Below are 23,821 nucleotides of genomic sequence, written 5' to 3'. Positions count from 1 at the left end.
TTCATGCATAACGTACATTATGCATGAAAAAGATCAATGCGGGCGAGAGGTGGCGGGGCAGGCGGGAGCACGACGACTGCGCCACGCAGCGGATCGCACCTGCCTGTTTTCCCTGGCGAGCAGGCTCATTCACCCGGCGTCGGCATCCCACGCGCTGTGCTGGAACCGAGCGCCGACACGGCCACGAACGAACGCGCCGCGCGCCGAGGCTGATCGACGCGCCGATTGCAGCGCCGGATCGGCCGGCTGCTCCGAAGCATGATCGGCCGCATTGCGAGGGCGCACGCAGACACGCCCCGGGATAGGCAATATCCGACACGGTGACGAAATATGATGGACCGGGGTGCGCGCTGCAAAGGAAGGCGACAGCGGTGCGGTGCCACCGCACAGCCGCGCCGGGCGCAGTGCCGGGTGGCTTCTCGGGGCAAGGAATCCACCGCAGGACCGTTGACACCCGAGGCACCGACCCGCGGTTCAAGGTCAGCACAGCCCGTCGGCCTGCATCGTGATCAACAACGACGTCTCAGCAGCTCTCGTGCACGCAGCGGCCGTTCGCAGCCCGGACCGACACGCAACGCCGAAGCGCGGCCGGTCCCGCGCCGCACACGCAGAGACCCACCAGCAGGCCGCGCGAACCGCTCTCGCAATTGATCACCAGCGGCACGTGCTGAGCCGATAATGCACATTATGTTAAGTACGAATCGGCGGCCCCTCCTCCGACAGCGCATCGTCGAACGGTGCCAGCCCTCAGCGGGCGGGTTACGCTGCCGGGCATGGCGCTGCAGCGGATGGATAACGTGCTCGTCGTCGTCGACGACCTGGAGGCCGCCATCGCGTTCTTCACCGAGCTCGGCATGGAGCTCGAAGGCCGCACGACGATCGAAGGACGTTGGGCGGACCGCGTGATCGGCATCGACGACGCGCGTTCCGAGATCGCGATGCTGCGCACCCCCGATGGGCACGGCCGGGTGGAGCTGTCCGAGTTCCACCAGCCCGAGGCGATCCGGGCCGAGCCGGCGGATGCGCCGGTGAACGCCCTGGGGATCCGGCGGATCATGTTCGCCGTGGACGATCTCGACGAGGTCCTCCCCCGGCTTCGCGCCCACGGTGCCGAGCTCGTCGGCGAGGTGGCGCAGTTCGAGGACAGCTACCTGCTGTGCTTCGTGCGCGGCCCGGAGGGAATCATCGTCGGGCTGGCTCAGGAACTCGGGTGAACCAGCAGTCGGATCAGAGGGCGCCGAACGCCCCGCCCTCGGGCCGGCCAGGAACCGCAGTTGCACCGTCGGATCGGCGCTCCCCGACGCGGCCTCGACAACGGACCGGTCGGGGTGCCATCCGCTCCCACCGTCCTTCCCCGGGCCTCGGTGCGGGTGCGCGTTCGCAGCGCGAGCAGCCGTCCGGTCCCGGCATGTCGCGATCGGTGTCGCATGTGGACGGCCCCGTGACGGGGCGGCGCGCCGCGGAGTGTCGCTCTCCGCGGTGACGCGCTAGCGTTTCGGCATGGCGACGACGGTGGTGCTGGTGCACGGCAGTTTCCTGGGTCCGTGGTCGTGGCAGGACGTGGTGGCGGATCTCGAGGCGCGGCAGGTTCCCAGCATCACTGTGGATCTGCCGAGCGGGGCGGGCGGATCGTTCCACGCACCAGGTGATCTCCACGACGATGTCGCGCACGTGCGGGCGGTGTTGGATCAGTTGTCCGGGCCGGCGGTGCTGTGCGGGCACTCCTACGGCGGTGTGGTGATCACGGAGGCGGCTGCGGGTCCGCATCCCGCGGTGCGGCATCTGGTGTACATGGCTGCGGCGATGCCTGATGCGGGTGAGAGCATGGCGGACCTCTCGCCCACTCCGGCCCCGTCGGCCGTCGGCGAGGAGGTGCGGTGGCGCACCGACGGGTTGGTGGAGTTGACGGACGAGTCGGCGCGGAACGCGCTGCTGCACGACTGTTCGGCACGTCGGGTGCGGGACGCGTGCGCGTTGTTGCGGCCGAGCAATCCGGAGGTGGGCACGCAGCGGGTGCGTGCGGCGGCGTGGCGGTCGGTGCCGACGACGGTGTTGCGGTGCGCGCAGGACCGGCTGCCCGAGCTGGTGTCGTCGCAGGTGCCGTGGCAGTCGGTGTCGACGGTGGTGCTACCGACCGGACACTGTCCGAATTGGAGTCGTCCGGACTTGGTGGCCGGTGCTGTCGCGGACGTGGTCACGGCCAGTGGCGACACTTCTGCTTGAGCCGTACCGGGTCGTGCCGCCGGGTCAGCCGACGCGGCTTTCGATCCGGTGCAGCGCGGCGGTGACCAGGGCCGCGTTGTCGGTGGCGACGTCACCGTCCGGCAGGTGGAGGGTGTCTTCCAGGCCGATGCGGCTGGCCAGGCCGCGGCGGGCGGCGACGTCGAGGACGGTCCAGGAGCCGGGGCCTTCGCCGTGCAGCAGGATCGGCGCGGTTGCGGGGCGGAGCCGTTCGAGCAGGGATTCGGCGGTGTGTTCGGCGCCGCGGGCGGTGGGGTCGGTGACTTCGGCGAGCACGCGCAGCACGTGGTGCCGCAGTGGTGAGCGCAGGAACTGCTGGTCGCCGTCGGTGCCGGAGTGCACGCCTGCTTCGACGCCGATGCCGCGGTCGAGCAGGGCGCGGGCGATGTCGTCGGCGCCGGGTTCGTGCCAGTTGATCGCGGCGTGGTCGGGCAGCACGGTCCACGCGCGGATGGCGCGGATGCGGGCGTTCGGTTCGGGGATGGTCCACGAGCCGGTGGTGATTCCGACGCGGACGCCGGGGACGGCGGCGCGGACGGCGCGGAGCGTGGCGGCCACGGCGGGGGCGGTGAGGTCGTCGGTGCCGTCGAGGCCTTTGGGGTGCAGGTGGATGTCGGTGGCGCCGGCGGCGACCGCGTTGGCGGCGGCGTGCGCGAGTTGTTCGGCGCGCACGGGCAGGTCGAAGTGTTCCCGTGCTGCGCGTGCTCCGTTGAGGCAGACCTGCAACATGGGGCCATTGTCGCCGCTGTCAGCGCCGTTGGGTAGTCGGTTCACTGCGCTGTGCAGGATCGGGGTGTGTTCGTGGTGTCGTCGGTGGGTGGTTGCTGCGGTTACCGTGGGTGCTGTGAGTGGTGGGGTCTACGCCCGTGACGGGTGGTTGTCGCAGCGGCAGCGGGACGTGATCGAGCGCGGGTTGGCGCGGTTGGACACGTCGGGTCATCGGGGGCCGTGGACGCGGTGGTTGCTGGGTCGGTTGGCTGACGGGCCGGTGCGGGCGGCGGAGGTGGCTGCCGAGGTGCACCGGCCGGTGGCGCGGGTGAAGTCGGACGTGTGGCGGTTGCGTGAGCTGGGATTGGTGGAGTCGGCGCCGGAGGGTTTTCACCTGTCCGAGGTGGGGCGGGTGTTCTGGGCCGGTTCGGTGGCGTGAGCGCTGCGGCGTGAGCGCTGCGCCCTCTCCCCTCGCCCGCCGGTCTTCCTCCGCTGCGGGTTGGTTCCGTGCGGTCGGGTGCGCAGGCTGGGTGGTGGTCTTCGGCTGTCGGTGGGAGGGGCGATGAGCTCCGTGGAGTGCTCGGGCTGGTGGCGCAGTGCCACGGGGGTGGCTTATCCGCCGGGGCCGTGGTTGCTGGGCGGGTCGTTGCGGATGTCGGTGTTTCGCGTGCCGGTGGCCGCGGTTCCCGGGGAGGTGTTCGCGCACGTGCCGCCGGGGCATCGGCTGAGCACCGCGGGTGGGCGGGTGACGCTCGGGGTGGCGTTCGCGCACTACGTGCCGGGCGGGGTGTTGCAGTACGAGGAGTTGCTGCTGGCCGTGGCGGTGCGTCGGGGTGTGCGGTGGCGTTGTTCGATCCCGCGGATCTGGGTGGACAGCGAGCGTTCGCAGCACGGTGGTCGCGAGCTGTGGGGCGTTCCCAAGCGGCTCGGTGTGTTCGAGCGCAGCGTGGAGGGTGCGGTCACGGACACGGTGTTGCGTGTGGATGATCGTCCGGTGGCCCGGTTGTGGGCGCGGGACGGGCGGGTGCTGCTGCCGGGGCGGCGCCGTGTGCCGTTGTCGACGGCGCAGGTGTGGCAGCAGCGCAGCGTCGTGGCGCACAACCTGCTGCTGGGGCGGTTGCGCGGGATGCGGGCCGCGTGGGAGTTCGATGCCGACGGGCCGTTGGGGTTCCTGCGCGGTGTGCAGCCGGTGGCCGGTGCGGCGATCACGGACGCGGCGGTGCTGTTCGGCTTGGCGATCGACCGTCACCGGGCTTGACCTCGTTTCGGGCGCGGTACTGGTCGGTGGTGTCGGGACGCGGCGTGCGAGCACCCGTCAGCAGGAACTCGCCTCTGGGCGCGCGAATCGGGTCCGCGGGAAAACGACGCCGGCGCCGGGCTTTTCGGGTTTGTTGGTCGGTGTGCGTGGTAATCCGTAGAATGCCGGTTGAGTAGTCAGCCGCCTCGTGCCACTCCGGTAAGAAGGGGGTTGTCATGCGTCGTTTCCAAGCGGACGTGTCCCGTGCCGTTCGCAGCGCCGGCCGGGTGTGGGCTGAGACGCTGCAGATGCGGGCGACGGTGTGCCAGCCGGCCCGCACCGGTCAACCCGAGGGCGCTGGCCGTGCCCGGGACCAGTGAAGGACAGTGAATGGCCGCGCCACCCACATCGCGGGCGTGACACACGTGCCACAACCCTGATCTGTGGGTGGCGGTGGTATGACTGCGGCACTCCGAGCGGATAGGCTGATCACCGTCGCAGCCACCGGTGGAACGGGAGTGTCATGTCGGAGATGCCGCAGCGGTTGCCCAGCGAGGACTCCTCCATCGATATCAGCGAGGCGCACAACGCGCGGGTGTGGAACTACTGGCTGGGTGGCAAGGACAACTACGATGTCGACCGGCAGGTCGGCGCTGCGGTCGCCGAGCACTTCCCCGGCATCGTCACCCTCGCCCGCGAGGAACGCAGCTTTCTCAGGCGAGGGGTCACCCACGTGACCACTGCCGGGATCCGCCAGTTCCTCGACATCGGCACCGGGCTGCCCACCGCCAACAACACCCACGAGGTCGCCCAGGCGCTGGCACCGCAATCCCGCGTGGTCTACGTGGACAACGACCCGCTTGTGCTGGTGCACGCCCGTGCCCTGCTGCAAGGCAGCGGCGAAGGTGCCACCGACTACATCCAGGCCGATGCGCGCGACACCGACGCGATCTTGGCCCAGGCTGCGGCCACTCTCGATTTCTCCCGACCGGTCGGTGTCATGCTGCTGGGGCTGCTGAACTTCGTGCCCGGGTTGGACAACGCCCGCGGTGTCGTCGACGCGCTGCTGGACGCGGTGCCTGCCGGCAGCTACCTGCTGGTCACCCACCCCACCCGGGACAACGCCCCACCGGGGCACTCCGAGGGGATCGACGAGTGGAACGAGAACGCCGTGCCGCCGATCATCCCTCGCAGCTACGCCGAGATCAGCTCTCTCCTGCACGGTGTCACGCTGCTTGAACCCGGCCTGGTCTCGTGTGCCCAATGGCGTCCCGACGATCCCGGTGCGGCCCACGTGGCCCAGTACGGCGCCGTCGGTTACAAGCGCTGACCCGGCCCGCGGGAGTGCGTCGTCCGAGCAGTTCTGGCACCGCCGGATGTCCGCGGGCGCGACGTGACTCGTTGCCGTAGTTCACCGATGTTCCGCTTCTCCGAACCGGGCGCCTGCTCATCGTTGGTGGGAGTTGCTTCCTGGTTTTGCATTCCTGGGCATGCCCAGGAATGCAAAACCAGCTACGAATGTTGACGTGCCGCAACGCCGCCAACCCCGTGACCGGACGCCGGTGAGCGTTCTCGGCTTTCGGCTGACAGCAAGCCGCCAACTCCGGAGCACTTTCCCGGCGGCGGTCCTCGATCAATTCGGGATGATTTCCCTGTGCGCCCGGTCGTTGAAGTACCAGAGGCGATCAACCGAGGAAATCTCCCTGTTTCGGACAACAAGATCCCAGTATCCGCCGTAGTCGTAGACACACATCACGACTGACGTGTCCACGTGCGAGCAGAGCTTCAGCAAACGACCTTCGCCGGCGACGTCCTTCCACACGCGCCACTTCTGTCGATCAGAGTCGTTGGCCTGCTTGAGCAGGACGGGGTTGGCATCGGCCTCGGGGCTGTCGCTACCAACGTCCACGCGGAACGTCCCGTTTTCGTTCGACTGCTCAATGCGAATGATGTCGTTTCCGTATTCATCTTCGCCGACCTTGACCGTGTTCCACCGCTGCGGATAAGTCTTGTCGTCACGGATGATCACTCCGCGGGGTGGGAACCGCAACCACATCGCTTCAGCCGAACACCACCGACCTGTGCCAAGGCGAAACAGGCCCTGGTGAGACGGTGGGATCTGGAGCGGCGTGTTCGGCCATCAGGACGTGACAGCGAGTAGCGCGGAGTGTGTCGCTGCAGATGAGCCCTTCTCAGTGACTGAGTTCGACAGCCGATGTCGTTGAGAGCAGGCTGGAAACCGTGCCGGCCGACGCGACGCCCGAGCAGGCGAACACCCCGTGAGAACGTCCACCATGAACTCTTGGAGCACACGTCCCGAAACCGCTGCCGACGTCTCCGCCATCCGTGAGGTCAACCTCGCCGCCTTCCCCACCGCCGAGGAAGCCGATCTCGTCGAGAAGCTGCGCGCCGACCGACAGGCGTGGCTTGACGGGCTTTCCCAGGTCACCGTGTCCGATGGCGGCAGCGTCGTCGGACACGCCCTGCTCACGCGGTGCCACATCGACGAACAGGCCGCGCTCGCCCTGGCCCCGTGCGCGGTCCTGCCCACCCAGCAGCGCAAGGGCGCGGGCTCTGCGGCCATCCGCGCCGCGCTGCAGGCCGCCCGCGTCATGGGCGAGAACACCGTGGTCGTCCTCGGCCACGCCGCCTACTACCCGCGGTTCGGCTTCGTCCCCGCTTCCCGCTTGGACATCCACGCGCCCTTCGACGTATCTGACGAAGAGATCATGGCCCTCGCCCTCGACCCGCAGCGGCCCACGGCCGCCGGCACGATCCAGTACCCGGCAGCCTTCGGCGTCTGACCGGGCCTGGTGACGTGTCCCGAAGTGGACGACAGGTCGGCCCGCACCTGTCGCGTCGGCGCAGTCCGATGGCGATGGAGGTCACCGAGCGCGTGGAGCACCCGTTCCGCACCAGGCGAACCCGCCCCAATTTCGTCACTTTGACGTATTTTCCTCGGGGGGATGTTCCGGTGAATCATGGTCTGCTGGGGCCGTGTCGGTGGTCGCCGCGACCAGGTGCGCGGGGTCCTGGTGCAACGACAAGGCCACGTGGTCGTAGAGCTGGGTGATCGCGGCCGAGGAGTGACCGAGCGCGTCACGGCGGTCTTCCAGCGCGGCCCCGCTCTCCCGGGCGAGCGTGTTGAAGGTGTGCCGCATCGCGTGCGGGGTGATGCGCTCCGGGGCGGAAACGCCGGCCTGCTCGGCCATGCGCTGCACGAGGCGGTAGACCTGGTGCCGGCTCACGCGGGTGCCCGCACGGGTGATCACCAACGGGTCCCGATCCCCGGTCCCGGAGCGAGTGGCCAGATGCCGGTCGATCGCGGCGGCCGCAGCCGACGGCAGAGGGCGCGTGCGGGTGGTGCCGCCCTTCATGCGCACGGTGAGCACGCGCATCCCCTCGCGCGTGCCGAGATCGCCGACGGTGGCCTGGCACAGTTCCGACACGCGCACGCCGAGGTCGACCAGCAGCCGCATGACCACGGCCGCGGCGTTCTCGTCGAGGGTGCGGTGCGCGTACTGACGACTGGCGGTGAGCATGCCGCGGGCCTGTTGGCCGGAGACGCTGCCGGTTGGCGAATGACTCCGGTCGTAGCGGGGGCGGGCGACGTCGCGAGCGGGGTTGGCATCGATCGTGCCGGCGCGCACGAGGAAGGTGTACCAGCTGGAGACGGCGGCGAGCTTGCGCGCGCGGGTGCTGGCGGCGAGCACGCGACCGGTGCGGGAGTGTTCGGTGTCGGCCAGTTCCGTGGCGTACATCTGCACCTCCGGCAGCCGCACCGTCAGCGGATCCAGCTCGCGGCGCAAGCACCAGCTCAGGTACTCGTGCACGTCCCGGCCGTAGGCATCGCGCGTGGCCGCGGACTCGCTGAACGAGCCGAGCCAAGCTGCCACCAGCGCGCCAAGGCGGTGGCCCGTGCGCGTTTCCGTGCTGAGCAATTCCGTTGGCCCCGCGCTCGTCATGGGGCGCGGCCGCTGTCCCTCGATCGCCATCGCGATCATCGTATCGCGCATAAGCGCGATTATGCGCGGGGATCCGCACGGCTTCTCCCCTCGTCAGCATTCTGTTTCGTTTAGTTTGTTACGTTATATCAACGGTTATGGAATCCTGAGGCGCGCGAGATGAGGGGCGAGTCGGCCCAGTTCTCCAGTTGCTGCGGCCAGCCGCAAAATGGCGAGAGCATGTGATCTCGTCGCTTGCTGAGGACTACGGTGGGTTCATGTACCTGGAGAACGTGATCGTCGACGCCGTCGAACCGCAGCGGCTGGGCCGGTTCTGGGAGGCGGTGATCGGTGGTCAGCGACTCACCGACGAGCCGGACATCTTCGAGACCCGGATTGCCGTCGCGGGCGGGCCGGTGCTCGACGTGTGCTTCCAGCGCGTCGGCGAGCCGCCCTCCGGAGCCGCCGCGACTTCACCTCGACCTCCTCGGCGGGGTCAGCCAGGTCGACGAGGTCGAGCGGTTGCTCGGGCTGGGGCACGACACCTCGACATCCGGCTCGGGACCGGAGACGATCCCGGCGCAGTCGCGGCAGGCATCACCGAACGCGGCGGCCATGAGCTCCACCCCGACTGGGGCGAACTACCGTGGCGGATCTATGCCGACCCGTCGGGCAACGAGCTGTGCGTGTTGCCGGCCCGGTCATGAGGCCCGGCCATGCACGTTCACCTGTGGCTTCCAACCCGGCTCCGGCTGTACCGCGGCCAAGCAGGCGGGAAACCCCACGGCACTCCTGCAGGGCGTGGTCAGGATCTCGCGACAAGGCGTCTGCGGTGCCGGCTGGCTCGCGGATTCTGGAGTTGGGTGCGGTGTTGACCGCGAACCAGGATTGATGGCGAGCGGGCTTACCTGTCGTAGCGACGCATCTGATCGGCAGTTCGCGGGAGTCGGTCAACCCCGCTCGGAAACAGGGTTGCGCGGAGCATGCTCGCGGGTGCTTCCCGCGCTCTGCGCGACCCGTGGTGCCGCGGCCATGGCCACCAGCCCGAGCAGCGCGGCGATCGCGAAGAAGTGGAAGCCCCACGGGTATGCCACACCGGTGCTGACCAGGAATCCGGTGATGAGGGGGCCGGTGATGGCTCCGAGCCGCCCGACTGCTGAGGCGAGTCCGAGCGCCGTGCCCCGGATCCGGGCCGGGTAGGACTGCGCGACGTAGGCGTAGACGAGCACCTGCGCGGAGAAGACGAAGATCCCGGCGAGGAAGATGACCAGGTTGAGCAGCACGCTGGAGTGGATGCGGATGCTCAGCGCCGCCAGCAACACCGCGCCGAGGGCGAACCAGAGCACAGCGGTGCGCGAGATCCCCCGGGTGTCGCCCAGGTAACCGGCCAGCAGCATGCCGAGGACGCCGCCGGCGTTGAGGACGAACAGCAGCGTGACCGAGGTCGACACGTTGTAGCCCGCCGTTTCCATCAGGCTCGGCAACCAGGTGTTGAGGCCGTAGACCAGCAGCAACCCCATGAACGTGCTCACCCAGACCGCGAGGGTCCTCCGCAGGAACCGCGGGCGGAGGAGGTCCAGCGCGGTGATCTTCTCGGCGGGCTCGGCCGGTGCGTGCACCGCTGCCGTCTCCGCCAGCTTCAGCCAGAGGACGCCGGCGAGGACCAGTCCGGCAGCTCCGCCGGCGTAGAACAGCACCTGCCAGCTGTCGCGAACGGCCATGGCCAGCAACGAGGCTGCCACGGCGCCGCAGTGGTAGCCGGTCATGGTGGTGGTGTTCGCCCGCGTGCGGCGGTCGGCCGGGAGGTATTCGGACATGACCGCCAGCGCGGTCGGCATGCACGATCCGAGTCCCACTCCGGCCAGCAGCCGCAGCACCGCGAACACCCCGACGCTCGGTGACAGGGGAATCAGGAAGGTGAACAGCGAGAAGCTCGCCACGGAACCGATCAGCACCTTGCGACGCCCGATCCGGTCGGCCAGCGGTGTCACGAAGGCCGCGCCGATCATCACTCCGACGAGCGAGATCGTGGCGACCATCGTGAGGTCTGCCGCGGTCATCTCCAGGTGCCCGTCGCTGCGCAGCGCCAGGCTGCTCGCGCCGAGCGCGACCAGGTCGAAGCCTTCCAGCATGACGGTCAGCCAGCACAGCACGGCCGGCCAGGACGAGCGCGGTGCGCGGATCATGGTGTCTCTCCCGACAGGAACGTTGGTCCTCTCCCCGTCAGGCGGGGGTGGTGGTCAGGGTGTCGACCTGGACGAGGCGGGGGCCTGCGGGCGGCTCGGCCAGCACGGCGCGCAACTGGTCCAGGTCGTGGGCGTGGGTCGCGGATACGCCGTATCCCTCGGCGATGCGCGTGAACTCGAGGCCGGGGATCGTCGTCCCCGGCGCGTCGGCGGCCTCGAGCAGGTCAGCGAACCACTGCAGCGCGCCGTAGGTGCCGTTGCGCAGCAGTACGTAGGTCACCGGCAGTCCCAGTTGCGCAGCGGTCCACAGACCGGTGATGCCGTAGTTGGCCGAGCCGTCCCCGATCACGCCCACGACGGGCCGATCGGGCTGTGCCAGGGCCACCCCCGCGGCGGCGGGAATGCCGAAGCCTAAGCCCCCGGAGGCCGGGAAGAAGTACGATCCGCCGCGACGCAGGTCCATCTGGCGCCACCAGGATCCGTTGGTCGAGGTCGACTCGACGACGTAACGGGTCGCGGCGGGTTGGGTGTCGCGCAGCGCGGCGAAGACCTGCTCGGGGTGCAGCGCGACACCGGTACCTTCGGCCGGGGCGGCCGGCGCGGTGTACGCGGAGGTTCCGGCCGGTTCGTCCGCGAGCGCCGTGAGCAGCTCGCGGATCACCGCCCCCGGTGGGGTCACGACGGCCTCGCCGAACGGTGCACGTGCCGCGGCCTCGGCGTCATCGGTGATCTGGAGCAGCCGCGTGCCCGCACGCAGGTACTGGCCGGGGAGGTGCTCGTGGTAGCGGAACACGGGTGCCCCGAGGACCAGCACCAGGTCGTGGTCCTGCAACGCCTCGGCGACCGGGGTGATGCCGGCGGGCAGGACGCCCTGGAACAGCGGGTGCCGGTTCGGGAACGGCAACCGGAACAGCGACGGCGCGGCCCAGGTGGGGGCGTTGAGCCGTTCGGCGAGCGCGGTCGCCTCGTCGAAGAGCCCGTCGGTGTCGATGTCCCCTCCGAGGACCAGCGCCGGGCGTTTCGCCGCCCGCACCTCGTCGACGATCCGCGCGCGCTGCGTCGGGCCGGGCTGTGCCGAGTGCTCGACGGAACGGGCGCACACCGCCTGCGCGTTGGTGTCCGCCTCGGCTTCCCAGTCGTCGTACGGGACGGACAGGTAGGTCGGTCGTCGCCGCAGCTCCGCCTCGAAGATCGCCTGGGCCAAGGAGCGCGGGACGTCGTTCGCGCAGCTGGGCTCACCTGCCCAGCCGACCAGGGGTTTGGCGAGTTGGGTGGCCTCCACGTTGGACAGCATCGCCTCCGGGCCGATTGCGGGGCGCACCTGCTGGCCTGCGGTGATGACCAGGGGCGTCCGGGCGTGGACCGCGTTGGTCAGCGCCCCCATGGCGTTGCCCGTGCCTGATGCGGCGTGCAGGTTGACCAGCGCGGGCCGGCCCGTCACCTGGGCGTATCCATCGGCCATGCCCACGAGGGCGCCTTCGTGCAGTCCGAGGACGTAGCGGAAGGGTTCGGGCAGGCCGGTGAGGAAGGGCAGCTCGTTGGAGCCGGGGTTGCCGAAGATGGTCGTGATCCCGTACCGGCGCATGATCTCGTGCGCGACATCGCGAACCCGCATCGCAACCTCCTGACGGCTGTGGCTTGCCACACCGTAGGGAGCAGGCGTATCAATAATCCAATAGATAATCCTCTGCAGCTGCATTGAATGCATCGATATGACTGCTTTCGATCTCAACCTGGTCCGGACGTTCGTGCTGCTCTACGAAACCCGCAGCGTCACCGCGGCCGCCGAGGCCGTGCACGTGAGCCAACCGACCGTGAGCTACGGCCTCGGCAAGTTGCGGCGGCACTTCGGCGACGAGCTGTTCCGCCGCAGCCGGGACGGACTCGTGCCCACCGCGATGGCGGACCGGCTCTACGAGCCGTTGCAGCAGTCCCTGGCCGGGATCCAGCACGCGATCGACCCCGTCCACGCCTTCGACCCGAGCACTGCGCGGACGCGCTTCACGGTGGGTCTGTCCGATCTGGGTGAGGCGTCCCTGCTGCCCCAGCTGCTGCGGCCGCTGCGGACGCGAGCCCCCGGGGTCTCGCTGGTGGTGCGGCCGTTGGACACGGCCGACTCCCCCCGGCAGCTCAGTCGCGGCGAGGTGGACGCGTTCATCGCGACACCGGTCCTGTCCTCACCCCAGCTCCGCCGGATCCCCTTGTTCGCCGAGGGCTACCTCGCGATGGTCGCGGAGGACCACCCGCGTCTGCGCGAGCAGTCGGTCGCGGCTGCGCAGCTGCGCGCCGAACGACACATCCTCGTCGACGCGTCCTCGGGGCACGTGGGACCCAAGCTCGCGCTGGAGACCCTGGAGCTCTCCGACCACGTCGCCCTGCAGGTCACCAACTTCTCCGTGCTGCCCTACCTGGTCCAGGACTCCGAGCTGGTGGCGGTCGTGCCCGAGTACGCCGGCCGCGCCTACGCCGCCAGCCATCCGGTGCGCCTGCTGCACCTGCCGATCAGTCTGGAGCCACTGGACATCGCCCTGTACGCGCTGCCCGACCGTTCCCGCAGTCCCGCTCAGCGCTGGCTGGTCGATTTCCTGCAGCGCACTCTCGCCGAACAGCGCCACGGCGAGGCGGCTCCCGATCGGCGCTGAGGCAGCACCCGGCGGACGTGCGTGCTGCCGGGTCCGCGAGCTCGGCCCGCACCGCGCGATTCACGCCCCGGGCGATGGTGGCTGCGTTCGGCCTGGCTCAGAGGGCGTGGCCGCCGGCGACCTGCAGGACTTGACCGGTGATCCACCGTGCCTGGTGGGAGGCGAGGAAAACTGCGGCGTCGGCGATGTCGGCAGGACGACCGACGCGGCCCATGGGCACGATGGCTGCGGCCCGGTCGACGAGGTCCTCGTCCATCCATCCTGTCTGGACGGGACCGGGTGCGATCGCGTTCACGCGGTAGTGCCGCTCCAGGCCCGCACCGCTGAGAGCCTCGAGGGTGTCCGGACCAGTGATGAGAACGACGCGCTGCTCGAGCTGTGGATCGATCACGGCGCCATCTTGCCACGCTCAGTCGCGGCTGGTCGCGGCCTTTCTCCGCGGTGCCGGTCAGGCCGCGCCGTGCCGTCCGTGCAGGAGTTGCCGGGTGCGGGTGCGCAGTTCGCCGGCGTCGACCACCGCCCCGCCGTGCGCCGAGCTGCACGGGACGTGCCACGGGGCGCATTCCAGCATCGTCTGCAACATGTCCAGGTAGAGGGCTTGTTCGCAGGTGCTCCAGCCCAACCAGTCGGCGATGCGCTGCAGCGGCATCCAGCCGCCGCCCAGCTCGTCGATGTGCGCGGCGAGCGTGGCGATCAGGGTCGTCTCCGACATCGTGGTCCCCTTTCGACGTCGCGTCCGTGCTGGGGGGACGACGAGCGCGAGGGCGGGTCATGACGCCGCTGCCGCCGATCACCCGTGTTGGGTGGTTGTCGGCAGTGAGCTGGTGGAGGCCTCAGCGGCATCCCCGCTCGGGCCGTTCGTCGCCGGCTGCGGCATGGGACTGGTCACCGCTTCGGTAGCTGACGTTGGGGCCGTTCTGGCGGACCTCGCCCCCGTTGTCCGAGCTGCACCCGCATCCTGACCTGGCGGCTCGAGGCTGTCCGGGTGGCCCACACCGCCACCGAATCACCGCGCCCGCCCACACGGTCGCAGCGCCGTCGATGAGAGCCTCGAGCAGGACTGCCCTGCAAACGCGAATGGATCGAACCATGCCGGCCGGACCCGTCGACGACGCGTTGCAAAGGCTTGCCGCCCCACCCACGAACGCGCCGATCGCACCGCCGAGCAGGCCGGAAAACTCCATTCCGGACCCCCCGGCCGCACCGGCGCCACCGGGTTGGCTGCGGGCCGACCTGCTCCGCGACCCCGACGTGTGGCACCACCTGGCGCGGGCGTACAGCGATGGGCTGCGCACGCCGCACCTGCCGGTCGGTGGCGCGTGCGGGTTGCAGCACTACGCCAGTCGGTTCGCGCTCGCCGTGCTGGGCGTGTGGGTGCAGACCGGACAGGTGTTGTCCGTGCAGCACAGCCGCTGGTGGCTGCAGCTCGACGACCGCGGCCACACGACATCGGTGTCCGCTCCGGAGGCCTCCGATGCCGCGACGGGCGGTTCCGTCGCGGCAGTGGCGCACGCGGTCCTCGTGGAGCACATGCGTCCCGTGGTCGACGCCGTGCGCGCCGCCACCCGGATCACCGACAGGGTCGCCTTCGGCTGCATCGCCGCGTCGTGCGCGGGAGCGTTCGGCACGCTGCACCGCCGCTGCGGCCCTGCCGACCGCGCGCGGCTGAGCGCGGTCGCCGAGCAGTTCCTCCGGCAGCCGGGCTGGCCCGCGCAGGCCCCCTCTGGTGCGGTTCGCCGAACTGGAACTCGACGCGGGTACGGCGCTGGTGCACCAGCGGCACGTCTGCTGCCTCATCCGACTGGGCGAGGGCCACGGTGCGTGCGAGACGTGCCCGGACATCGACCCGGCCGAGCGCGCCGAGAGGACACGCGCGCGAGCGGCCGCGGCGGCGCAAGCCGCGGACCTGCCGGTGGCAGTGCCACCGGCTGCGCAGACTCCTCGATGCGGTGCGCGTTCCTGACGCGTACCGCCCAGCCGTGTTGGAGGTCCGCACGGAAAGCAGTCGGCGAGGCCGTGAACGTCTCCCGCCCTGCGATGGGCGGTTGTCAGCCGGACGACTGGTTCGCCGCGGTCGAAGTCCGCCACCTAGCGTTCGACGTCTCCCGGAGCTTCCCCGGCTCCGGCTTCGGTTCGGATCGCCGCCGCCAGGTGCGCGGCGAAGTCCTCGAGGCCGGGCATGTCAGCGGGCAGTGCCTGCTGCTCGCCGACGTGCACGGCGCGGGCGTGTGCCAGGACGTTCCTCGCACGGTCGGCGAGCCGGGGCAGCACCCGATCGGCGGCCTCTCCCTTCGGCACGATCCGCCCGGTCTGCACGGTCACGAGCATCCGGGCCAGGGTGAGCACCACGTTGCGCGTGTCCGCGTGCAGTTCGGCGAGCAGTTCCGGCAGCGCGTCGAGCACTGCCCGCACCAGGTCACCGTGCGGCACCGGATCCAGCAGCTCCGTCGCCGGCGGACCGACCAGCGCGACCCCGCGGTCGCGGACCGCGGCCAGCAGCATCGCCAAGTCGGGATCCGGGCCGCACGGCGGATCGGTGCCGGCGGCCAGCTCGGCGCGCAACCACTCGCCGTACTGCAGGTCCACGCGTGGCGGATACCGCCACGGTCGCACGTCGCCTGCGACCACGACGGTCAGCTCCACCGGCCGTGGCCGCGCGCCGGGTTCTGCCCCCGAGATGGTGAGCAGTCCCTCCACCAGCGCGCGCCGTGGAGCCGGCGGCGGTCCTTCGCCGGGTGAGAACGAGCAGGTCGAGATCGCTGAAGCGCTGCAGCCCGCCGTGCACTGCCGAGCCGTAGCGCTGCACGCCGAGCACGTCATCACCGAGCACCGACCGCACCAGCCGCACGACCGCAGCTTCCTGCACCGCATCCGCACCGGACATGGACACGGCACCAGCCTGCCGCACGCCCGCGGGTGGCAGCCACCGAACCCCGCCGAGGCCGCTTGCCGAAAGGCTGGTTCGTCTCAGCAAGCCGCAGCGCAGTTCACCATCGAGCACAGCGAACGAGCCCGTTGTCCGCGCGTTCCAGGGCGCCGACTCCGCAGGCGACCGGGGACGAGGCGCGCTCGCCGGTCGCTTCCCGTCGGGGTAGGTTGCTCCGCGGTTGACTCTCCAGCGGCGGGAGACTCCACGGTGGCGGACATGGCTGACGGTGACCTGCTCACGATCGGACAACTGGCCCGGGCGACCGGCATTGCGGTGAAAACGCTCCGGTTCTGGTCCGACGAGGGCCTGGTGCCGCCGGCTGACCGAACCCCGGCCGGCTACCGCCTCTACGGGCACGACGCGCAGCTGCGGCTCGCCCTGGTGCGCAGCCTGCGCGACCTCGACGTCGACCTGGCGACGATCCGCGCGGTGCTCGACCGCGACGCCGCGCTGGCCGACGTGGCGCGCACGCATGCGGCCGCGCTCGAGGTGCAGATCCGCACGATGCGGCTGCAGCGGTCCGTGCTGCACGCGATCGCCGACCGGGACACCGCCGCACCGCAGGAGGTTGCACTGATGCACTCGCTCGCCCAACTGTCCGCCGCCCAACGCCGCAGGCTGATCACCGAGTTCCTCGAGGACACGTTCAGCGATCTCGACCTGGGGCCGGACTTCATGTCGCAGATGCGGGCGGCCATGCCGGAGCTGCCCGAAGACCCGTCGCAGCAGCAGCTCGACGCCTGGATCGAACTCGGCCAGCTCGTCCAGGACGAGGACTTCCGCGCGAGTCTGCGCCGCGCCGCGCAGGAACAGGCCCGCGCGATCGGCGAGGTGGGCCAGCCCAGCCCGGAAAGCCACCGGGACATGGCGGTACTGCTGCAGCAGCGCGCCGGGCAGGCCCTCGCCGACGGGATCCCGCCGGAGTCGCCGCAGGCCGAGCCGATCGTGGACGAGCTCGTCGCCGCCTACGCGCGGCACACCGGCCGGTCCGACGGGCCGGAGTTCCGCGCCTGGCTGCTGCACCTGTTCGACAGCTCCGGGGACGAGCGCTACGAACGCTACTGGCAGCTGCTGGCGGTCATCAACGACTGGCCGCAGCAGCCCAGCACCACGCCCGCCGCCGGCTGGTTGGCCGAAGCGCTGCGCGCCCGGTGACGGCTCGGTTTCCACGGCGGGTGGCCGCGCTCGGCATTGCCGGGTGCGGCCACCCGCGGGTTCGGACGTGCCGTGGTTGTCCTGCCCGGACCGCGCAGCGGCTGGGCACGTGCCAACCCGCGCTGCGGACCCGGTGACGCCGCGGACCTGCGCACGGCGGTCGGACCCGTGCGGATCACGTCAGCGCGGACATCCAGCGTTGGCGCCACTTCTCGGTGCTGGCGAGCTCGTTGAACGTGAACATGTGGAATCCGCGGATGTTCCCACCGCCACGTGCGAGCTGCCGCGCCACGTTGCGGACCAGCTTGTCCGGGTTGTAACCACCGGGCAGGAAGAACCGCCAGAACATGTTCGACTGCTTCTTCAGGAATTTGGCGGATTGTCCCAGCCCGAGGCCGGCCGAGATGCGGATGAGCTTTTGCCGGTTGATCGCCCCGGGCAGCCCCACCCGGATCGGAAGCCGCACCCCACCGGCCCGCACCTCCCGCGCCCAGCCGACGGTGGCGTCGGCGTCGAAGCACAGCTGGGTGGTGATCTCGTCGGCAAGCACGGCCTTGCTCCGCAACGCGTCGTCGATGCGCTGCTGGCTGATCGTGCCGTGCCCTTCCGGATAGCCCGCGATGCCGATGCTGGAAAAGACGTGGCCCTGCTCCTGCAGGGCGATCAGCAGGCTCGCCGCGTCCGGGAACGGGCCGGCGGGCTCAGCAGCATCGCCGCCGATGGCGAAAACGCCGTCCACGCCGAACTCCTGCAGCTGCACGGCGATGTCGTCCAGGTGCTCGCGGTCGCGGACCAGACGCGCAGCCAGGTGCGGAGCCACGCGGTACCCGTTCTTGCTGAGTTCGATGGCCAGCTCGATCGTCGCGTCGATGCCCTTCGCTTCCGTCGTGGTGACGGTCAGCGCGACGTCACCGGGCACGTGGGCGAGGACCTCGTCCTTGGTGCTCTCGAACGGCAGCACCTCGTAGCTGGTGTTGCGCAACGCCTCGAGCAGGCCTGCTTTCCGGCGGGCCGTTGCGGGCAGTTCTGCATCGCCGCGCGCGGACTTCGGTGGCGGTTCCATCGACGGACCCCTTTCCCAGTGTTCGAGCAGGTGCGAAGCGCAGGTGCCGGATTCGGGGCTCGGCGCAGCGGGCACCCGACACGGGCGCAGGCGCGACGACGGCGGCGTGAGCTCGCTGGTGCCGAGCGGTGCTGCCGAGAGTTGTTGTCGAAGGCGCGCCCCGGCGGGGATGGCGAGGCGCGCCCTCGACGCTCCGGCGCGGTTCAGTACCCGCGTGCCACCCACTCGTCGAAGTGCGGCACGACCTCCCCGATGGTCGTGCTCGGCCCGTGCCCGGGGTGCACGCGTGTCGACCCCGGCAGCATGAGCAGGCGGTCCCGGATCGACGCCGTGATCGTGTCGAAGTCCGAATAGGACCGACCGGTCGCACCGGGACCACCGGCGAACAAGGTGTCCCCGGTGAAGACGGTTCCGAGGTCGGGGCAGTACAGGCACACCGAACCCGGCGAGTGACCGGGGGTGTGCATGACCTGGATGTCGGCTCGCCGCAGGGAGAGCTCCTGGCGGTCTGCGAGCTCGGCGTCCGGCTTGCGGACGGGATGGGTCAGCTCCCAGAGCGGGAGGTCAGCAGGATGCAGGTGCACCTGGGCCCCCACCGCATCGGCGAGTTCGGGAGCGACGCGGACGTGGTCGTCGTGGGCGTGGGTGGCGAGCACGGCCCGCACCTCCCTGCCACCGACCACCTCGCGGATGGCCTCCACGTCGTGCGGCGCGTCGATGACCACGCAGCAGCGGTCATCGCCGAGGACCCAGATGTTGTTGTCCACTTCGTGGACTTCGCCGTCGAGGCAGAACTTGCCCGCAACGGTGGCGTGGTCGATGCGCAGACTCATCACAACGTCACCACCGAACGCAGAACTTCCCCGCGGTGCATCTTCTCGAACGTCGCCTCGACGTCGTCGAGCGCGATCTCCTCGGTCACGAACTTGTCCAGCGGCAGTCGTCCCTGCTGGTACAGCTCGGTCAGCATCGGGAAGTCCCGCTCGGGCAGGCAGTCCCCGTACCAGCTGGACTTCAGCGCGCCGCCGCGGGCGAACACGTCGAGCAGCGGCAGCTGAAGCTGCATCTGCGGATCGGGCACGCCGACGAGCACGACCGTGCCCGCCAGGTCCCGCGCGTAGAACGCCTGCTTGTAGGTCTCCGGGATCCCCACGGCGTCGATGACGACGTCGGCGCCGTTGCCGTCGGTGAGCTCGCGGATCGCCTGCACCGTGTCGGCCGCGGAAGCGTTGACCTCGTGGGTGGCGCCGAACTCCCGCGCCGACTTCAGCTTCTCCGGGTCGGTGTCCACGGCGATGATCCGCCGGGCGCCGGCCATGTCGGCCCCGGCGATCGCTCCGTCGCCGACACCGCCGCAGCCGATGACGGCGACGGAATCACCGGGACCGGCCTTGCCGGTGTTGACCGCGGAGCCGATGCCGGCCATCACGCCGCATCCGAGCAGCCCGGCCACGGCCGGGCGAGCCGCCGGGTCCACCTTCGTGCACTGGCCCGAGTGCACCAGGGTCTTCTCGGCGAACCCGCCGATGCCCAGGGCCGGCGAGAGCGGGGTCCCGTCGGCGAGCGTCATGGGTTGTGCCGCGTTGTGCGTGGCGAAGCAGTACTGCGGGCGGCCCCGCCGGCACGCGCGGCAGTCGCCGCACACGGCGCGCCAGTTCAGCACGACGAAGTCGCCCGGTTCGAGGTGGCCCACCCCCTCCCCGATCGAGTCGACGACGCCGGCCACCTCGTGGCCGAGCAGGAACGGGTAGTCATCGCTGATGCCGCCTTCGCGGTAGTGCAGGTCGGTGTGGCAGACACCGCAGGCCTGCACGCGGACGACGGCCTCCCCCGGGCCGGGGTCCGGGACGTGGATGGTGGTCACTTCGACCGGTTTGTTCTTGCCGGTCGCCACGACCCCTCGTACTTCGGTCACGAGCAGCTCCAGTTCAGTCGATTGCGTTGCGAGGGCACTTCGGTGCTCCGAGCGTCACGAGCCGACCAGGGTTCGGCTCGCAGCGCTGCGGAACCGCTCAGCTGTGGTACTCAGCGGCGGCATCGGTCAACCAGTCGGCGAGGTAGCGGGCGTAGGAGGCGCGCACGAACAGCCAGAAGGTGGGTGTTTCCGCGTCGCGGCAGGCCAGGATCACGCCGGCGCGAGCCAGCAACGTCTGCGCGCACCGGTTGGCGTCGAAGCTGCGCGGGTGCAGGTCGAGCGCACAGCCCTTGTTCAGCAGCTCGCGCGTGTTCGGTCCGGACACTTCGACGATCGTGCGCTGCGCGGAGGTGTCGGCCACCGCCCCGTGCTCGTCGTCCAGCGCCGAGTTCAGCGTGTCGGCGATGTCTTGCGCGGTGCCGCGCGGGCCGACCAGCAGCCACTCGTCGGGACCCAACCACAGGATGAGCAGCCGATGGGTGCGCACGACCTGGCCGGGCTGGTTCGGCAGCATGGTGCCCAGCGCGGTGCCGATGCGCTCGGCCGCCGGCCCCTTGGGGTCCACGCGCAGCGAAACCTGTGCGGTGAAGGGAACTTCGGCGATGCGCGGGGCCCTCGGCGTCGCGTGCTGAGCCAGGACGTCCGCGTGCGCGGCCAGCGGGGATTCGTCGTGGAGCTCAACCGTCACGACGGGCTCCTTCCTTGTCGTAGAAGACGGGCTCGGTGATCTCGACCGGCACGAGCCGGTCGTCGACGTGGCCGTAGATCGTCTGGCCGATGCGGTCACGTCCGGCTTGCACCAGCGCCAGGGAGAAGGGCCGGTCGAGCGCGGCGCTGCGGTAGCTGGAGGTCACGTGTCCGAGCATCGGCACCGGCGGTTCGGGCAGGATCCCGGTTTCCACCAGCTGCGTTCCCTCCGGGACGACGCGGCCGTCGGCCGCGGGCAGCAGCCCGACGAGGTGCTTGCGATCGGTGCGTGCGGTGTCCGCCCGCGCGAAGGAGCGCTTGCCGAGGAAGTCGTCCTTCTTCTTCGACACGGCCCAGCTCATGCCCAGGTCCTGCGGGGTCACCGTCCCGTCGGTGTCCTGCCCGACGATGGGAAAGCCCTTCTCGGCGCGCAGCACGTGCATCGTTTCGGTGCCGTAGGGCGTGATGCCGAACGGTGCGCCCGCCTCGTACAGCGCCTGCCACACCGAGCGGCCGTACCACCACGGCACGTTGATCTCGAAGGCCAGCTCCCCGGAGAAGCTGATGCGGCACACCCGGGCCCACCGGCCGGCCACGACACCTTCCTGCCAGGACATGAACGGGAAGCTGTCGTTGTCCAGGTCCATGCCGGGGGCCGCGCGGGTCAGCACCTCGCGCGAGTGCGGACCGGCCAGCGCGATCGTGGCCCAGTGCTCGGTGACGGAGGTGAGGTGCACCCGCAGGTGCGTGAACTCGGTTTGCAGCCAGTCCTCCAGGTGCTCCAGCACGTTCGCCGCGTTGCCGGAGGTCGTGGAGATGACGTAGCGGTGCTCGTCGGTGCGCATGACGGTGCCGTCGTCGAAGACCATGCCGTCGGCGGTGCACATCACCCCGTAGCGGATCCGGCCGAGTTTGAGGGTGCTCATCTTGTTCGTGTACACGAGGTCGAGGAACTCGGCCGCGTCCGGACCCTGCACGTCGATCTTGCCCAATGTGGACACGTCCTGCATGCCCACCCCGGTGCGCACCGCGTGGCATTCCCGCAGCACGGCCGCGTCCATGTCCTCACCGTCCTGCGGGTAGTACCACGGCCGTTTCCACTGGCCGACGTTCTCGAACGGCGCCCCGGCCGCCACGTGCCAGTCGTGCATCGCGGTCACGCGGATCGGGTCGTAGAGGTCGCCGCGGTCCCGGCCGGCCAGCGCGGCGAACGCGACCGGGGTGTAGGGCGGCCGGAACGTGGTGGCTCCCACCTCGGAAAGGTGCGTGCCCAGCAATTCCGCGATGATGCCCGTCGACAGCGTCCCCGAGGTCTTGCCCTGGTCGTGGCCCGTGCCGATCGTGGTGAAGCGCTTGATGTGCTCCACCGAGCTCAGGCCCGCGCCGACGGCTTTGCGGATGTCGGCCACCGTCGCGTCCCGGGCGAGGTCCACGAACTGCTCGGTGCCGGTGGGATCCGCCGGGACGGGCGGCAGCCACGTGGGCTGCGGTGCCGCCGCGGGACCGGCCTGGGCGCCGGGCACCTCGGCGGGTGCGGCCTCGAACCCGGCCTCCCGCGCCGCGTCGCTGCCCGCTCGCGCCCCGGCGCGCAGGCACTCGGCCGTGGCCAGAGCGCCGTCCGCCGCGCCGACCGTGCGCACGCCGCGCGCGCCGCGGTCGGGGACGAACGCCCCGATCTCGTCGGAATACCGCAGCGTGCCGCGTGCCTGGCTGTGCAGGTGCACCGCGGGGTTCCACCCGCCGGAGACCAGCAGCAGGTCGCACGGCAGGTGGGCCGCGTCCGTCGAGGTGCCCTCGTCCGCCGGCAGGCGGTGCAGGTCGACGCCGGAGACGTGCTCGGTGCCGGAGGTCGCCTGCACGGCAGTGCCGGTGCGGATGGCGATGCCCCGTTCCACGCACCGCGAGGCCCACACCGTCGGGACGACGGGCCGGACGTCCACGACGGCGGCGATGTCCACACCGGCGTCGTGCAGGTCCACCGCGGCGGCGTAGGCGCTGTCGTTGGTGGTGTGCACGACCGCGCGCCGCCCCGGGAGGACGCCGTAGCGGTGCAGGTACGTCCGCGCCGCGCCGGCCAGCATCGTGCCCGGGCGGTCGTTGCCGGCGAACACCAGGGGACGTTCGTGCGCCCCGGTGGCCAGCACCACCTCGCCGGCGCGGATGTGCCAGCTGCGCTGGCGGACGAACTCCTCCTCTCCCCGGTGTTCGACGGCGACGAGGTAGTTGTCGTCGTAGTGCCCGACCACCGTGGTGCGCGCCAACGCGGTGACTTCCGCGGTCGTTTCCAGCTCGGCGACCGCGCGCCGGACCCAGCGCTGCGCCGGTGCGCGGTCGAGGAGGTCGTTGCTGCCCAGCAGGCTGCCGCCGAACTCGGTGTCGGCGTCGGCCACGATCACCCGCGCCCCGCTGCGAGCGGCGCTGAGCGCGGCGGCCAGTCCGGCCGGTCCCGCACCGACGACGAGCACGTCGCAGTGCGCGTGCATCGCCTCGTAGCGGGCCGGGTCCGCCTCGGCGGCCAAGCGCCCTTGCCCCGGCAGGCCCGCGGCTTCGAGCCCGTCGCGCAGTTCGACCGTCGTGGCGGGAAGCATCGGCTCGGGAAAGGGTTTTTCGACCTGCACCAGCGCGTTGGGCTCTTCCGCTCCGGCGGCCATGATGCCGCGGGGACGCCCGTGGGTGATGCTGGTGGTGATCTGGTGAACCCCGTTGGCCAGCAATGCCGAAGCCAGCGTGTCGCCCGGGTGTCCCTCGTAGTCGCGGCCGTCGAAGCGGAAACCGAGGGTGCGGCTCCTGTCGATCCGGCCGCCGTCGGCCAGTCTGAACTCGGTGCTCACTGCCTCACCGCCCTTGCCGTGGTCATGGCATCGTCGTGGATCTCGTTGGTGCTGGTGTCCCGGTGCACGGTCAACCAGCGGCGACAACCGGCCGCGTGGAACCACCTCTCGGTGAACAGGCCCTTCGGGTTGGCGCGGTAGAACAGGAACTGCGCCCAGTCCACATCGGAGACGGCCTGCGGATCGGTCGGGTAGGGCACGCCGGCCTGGCCGCCGTAGTGGAATTCGACTTCGTTGCGCGGCCCGCACCACGGGCAGGGGATGAGCAGCATCGTGGACTCCT

The 23,821-nt window shown here is 70.4% G+C and carries 22 protein-coding genes and 1 pseudogene; 9 read left to right on the top strand and 14 right to left on the bottom strand.

The window, feature by feature from the left end; translation table 11 throughout:
* Positions 1–773 precede the first annotated feature (773 nt).
* Positions 774–1,214 (top strand): VOC family protein, encoded by a 441-nt coding sequence (locus ACVGV2_RS09915; RefSeq protein ID WP_459165762.1) that lies wholly within the window; start codon positions 774–776, stop codon positions 1,212–1,214.
* Between the two features lie 286 nt (positions 1,215–1,500).
* Positions 1,501–2,223 carry an alpha/beta fold hydrolase gene (locus ACVGV2_RS09910; protein ID WP_459165761.1) on the top strand — a complete coding sequence of 241 codons (723 nt, stop codon included), beginning with the start codon at positions 1,501–1,503 and terminating at the stop codon, positions 2,221–2,223.
* A 24-nt stretch (positions 2,224–2,247) separates the two neighbouring features.
* Here the strand turns inward: ACVGV2_RS09910 and ACVGV2_RS09905 are convergent, their stop codons facing one another.
* Complete coding sequence (locus ACVGV2_RS09905) at positions 2,248–2,970, bottom strand: 3-keto-5-aminohexanoate cleavage protein (RefSeq protein ID WP_459165760.1); 723 nt, start codon at positions 2,968–2,970, stop codon at positions 2,248–2,250.
* A gap of 115 nt (positions 2,971–3,085) precedes the next feature.
* On the opposite strand from ACVGV2_RS09905, the gene ACVGV2_RS09900 reads away from it, so the two are divergent.
* The 3 genes from ACVGV2_RS09900 to ACVGV2_RS09890 all read left to right on the top strand — a co-directional run bounded on the left by ACVGV2_RS09900 (position 3,086) and on the right by ACVGV2_RS09890 (position 5,516).
* The gene (locus ACVGV2_RS09900; RefSeq protein ID WP_459165759.1) at positions 3,086–3,388 is read left to right on the top strand and encodes a hypothetical protein; all 303 of its coding nucleotides are present in this window, start codon (positions 3,086–3,088) and stop codon (positions 3,386–3,388) included.
* A 123-nt stretch (positions 3,389–3,511) separates the two neighbouring features.
* Complete coding sequence (locus ACVGV2_RS09895; RefSeq protein ID WP_459165758.1) at positions 3,512–4,207, top strand: acetoacetate decarboxylase family protein; 696 nt, start codon at positions 3,512–3,514, stop codon at positions 4,205–4,207.
* A 502-nt stretch (positions 4,208–4,709) separates the two neighbouring features.
* Positions 4,710–5,516: an SAM-dependent methyltransferase gene (locus ACVGV2_RS09890; RefSeq protein ID WP_459165757.1), complete on the top strand. Its 807-nt coding sequence runs from the start codon at positions 4,710–4,712 to the stop codon at positions 5,514–5,516.
* Positions 5,517–5,819: 303 nt separating this feature from the next.
* On the opposite strand, the gene ACVGV2_RS09885 is transcribed toward ACVGV2_RS09890, so the two are convergent.
* Positions 5,820–6,215, bottom strand: coding sequence for a hypothetical protein (locus tag ACVGV2_RS09885; protein ID WP_459165756.1), 396 nt, complete (start codon positions 6,213–6,215; stop codon positions 5,820–5,822).
* A 265-nt stretch (positions 6,216–6,480) separates the two neighbouring features.
* Here ACVGV2_RS09885 and ACVGV2_RS09880 point away from each other — a divergent pair, with 265 nt between their 5' ends.
* A complete protein-coding gene (locus ACVGV2_RS09880) occupies positions 6,481–6,990 on the top strand; it encodes a GNAT family N-acetyltransferase (protein ID WP_459165755.1) in 510 nt (169 codons plus the stop codon).
* A 135-nt stretch (positions 6,991–7,125) separates the two neighbouring features.
* Here the strand turns inward: ACVGV2_RS09880 and ACVGV2_RS09875 are convergent, their stop codons facing one another.
* A complete protein-coding gene (locus ACVGV2_RS09875; RefSeq protein ID WP_459165754.1) occupies positions 7,126–8,202 on the bottom strand; it encodes a tyrosine-type recombinase/integrase in 1,077 nt (358 codons plus the stop codon).
* Positions 8,203–8,408: 206 nt separating this feature from the next.
* Here ACVGV2_RS09875 and ACVGV2_RS09870 point away from each other — a divergent pair, with 206 nt between their 5' ends.
* Positions 8,409–8,837 carry a VOC family protein gene (locus tag ACVGV2_RS09870; RefSeq protein ID WP_459165753.1) on the top strand — a complete coding sequence of 143 codons (429 nt, stop codon included), beginning with the start codon at positions 8,409–8,411 and terminating at the stop codon, positions 8,835–8,837.
* 243 nt (positions 8,838–9,080) lie between these two features.
* Here the strand turns inward: ACVGV2_RS09870 and ACVGV2_RS09865 are convergent, their stop codons facing one another.
* Complete coding sequence (locus ACVGV2_RS09865; protein WP_459165752.1) at positions 9,081–10,316, bottom strand: MFS transporter; 1,236 nt, start codon at positions 10,314–10,316, stop codon at positions 9,081–9,083.
* Positions 10,317–10,353: 37 nt separating this feature from the next.
* Positions 10,354–11,931 carry a benzoylformate decarboxylase gene (mdlC, locus tag ACVGV2_RS09860; protein ID WP_459165751.1) on the bottom strand — a complete coding sequence of 526 codons (1,578 nt, stop codon included), beginning with the start codon at positions 11,929–11,931 and terminating at the stop codon, positions 10,354–10,356.
* Positions 11,932–12,028: 97 nt separating this feature from the next.
* Here mdlC and ACVGV2_RS09855 point away from each other — a divergent pair, with 97 nt between their 5' ends.
* Positions 12,029–12,958, top strand: coding sequence for a LysR family transcriptional regulator (locus ACVGV2_RS09855; protein WP_459165750.1), 930 nt, complete (start codon positions 12,029–12,031; stop codon positions 12,956–12,958).
* Positions 12,959–13,055: 97 nt separating this feature from the next.
* Here the strand turns inward: ACVGV2_RS09855 and ACVGV2_RS09850 are convergent.
* The 3 genes and pseudogenes from ACVGV2_RS09850 to ACVGV2_RS09840 all read right to left on the bottom strand — a co-directional run.
* Positions 13,056–13,310: pseudogene (locus ACVGV2_RS09850) on the bottom strand (SDR family oxidoreductase); the annotation flags it as partial.
* Positions 13,311–13,406: 96 nt separating this feature from the next.
* On the bottom strand, positions 13,407–13,670 hold the full coding sequence (locus ACVGV2_RS09845) for a hypothetical protein (RefSeq protein WP_459165749.1): 264 nt from the start codon (positions 13,668–13,670) through the stop codon (positions 13,407–13,409).
* 1,376 nt (positions 13,671–15,046) lie between these two features.
* Positions 15,047–15,544, bottom strand: a complete 498-nt coding sequence (locus tag ACVGV2_RS09840; RefSeq protein WP_459165748.1) for an aminoglycoside adenylyltransferase domain-containing protein — start codon at positions 15,542–15,544, stop codon at positions 15,047–15,049.
* Between the two features lie 559 nt (positions 15,545–16,103).
* Between ACVGV2_RS09840 and ACVGV2_RS09835 the strand changes: the two genes are divergently transcribed.
* Positions 16,104–17,042, top strand: coding sequence for a helix-turn-helix domain-containing protein (locus ACVGV2_RS09835; RefSeq protein ID WP_459165747.1), 939 nt, complete (start codon positions 16,104–16,106; stop codon positions 17,040–17,042).
* Positions 17,043–17,217: 175 nt separating this feature from the next.
* On the opposite strand, the gene ACVGV2_RS09830 is transcribed toward ACVGV2_RS09835, so the two are convergent.
* The 6 genes from ACVGV2_RS09830 to ACVGV2_RS09805 form a co-directional block, all read right to left on the bottom strand.
* Positions 17,218–18,105, bottom strand: coding sequence for a methylenetetrahydrofolate reductase (locus ACVGV2_RS09830; RefSeq protein WP_459165746.1), 888 nt, complete (start codon positions 18,103–18,105; stop codon positions 17,218–17,220).
* 203 nt (positions 18,106–18,308) lie between these two features.
* The gene (locus tag ACVGV2_RS09825; protein WP_459165745.1) at positions 18,309–18,938 is read right to left on the bottom strand and encodes an MBL fold metallo-hydrolase; all 630 of its coding nucleotides are present in this window, start codon (positions 18,936–18,938) and stop codon (positions 18,309–18,311) included.
* Complete coding sequence (locus ACVGV2_RS09820) at positions 18,938–20,020, bottom strand: S-(hydroxymethyl)mycothiol dehydrogenase (protein ID WP_459165744.1); 1,083 nt, start codon at positions 20,018–20,020, stop codon at positions 18,938–18,940. The genes ACVGV2_RS09825 and ACVGV2_RS09820 overlap by 1 nt, the downstream gene beginning before the upstream one ends.
* A 97-nt stretch (positions 20,021–20,117) precedes the next feature.
* Positions 20,118–20,708 carry a sarcosine oxidase subunit gamma gene (locus tag ACVGV2_RS09815; RefSeq protein WP_459165743.1) on the bottom strand — a complete coding sequence of 197 codons (591 nt, stop codon included), beginning with the start codon at positions 20,706–20,708 and terminating at the stop codon, positions 20,118–20,120.
* On the bottom strand, positions 20,698–23,538 hold the full coding sequence (locus ACVGV2_RS09810) for a 2Fe-2S iron-sulfur cluster-binding protein (RefSeq protein WP_459165742.1): 2,841 nt from the start codon (positions 23,536–23,538) through the stop codon (positions 20,698–20,700). Before ACVGV2_RS09810 ends, ACVGV2_RS09815 begins: the two co-directional genes overlap by 11 nt.
* Positions 23,535–23,810 carry a sarcosine oxidase subunit delta gene (locus ACVGV2_RS09805; protein ID WP_459165741.1) on the bottom strand — a complete coding sequence of 92 codons (276 nt, stop codon included), beginning with the start codon at positions 23,808–23,810 and terminating at the stop codon, positions 23,535–23,537. The genes ACVGV2_RS09810 and ACVGV2_RS09805 overlap by 4 nt, the downstream gene beginning before the upstream one ends.
* Positions 23,811–23,821: the final 11 nt, after the last annotated feature.

It is taken from the genome of Bounagaea algeriensis (assembly GCF_054491375.1).
The sequence above is the reverse complement of the archived record's forward strand: the minus strand, read 5'-3'. Positions and strand labels throughout refer to the sequence as shown.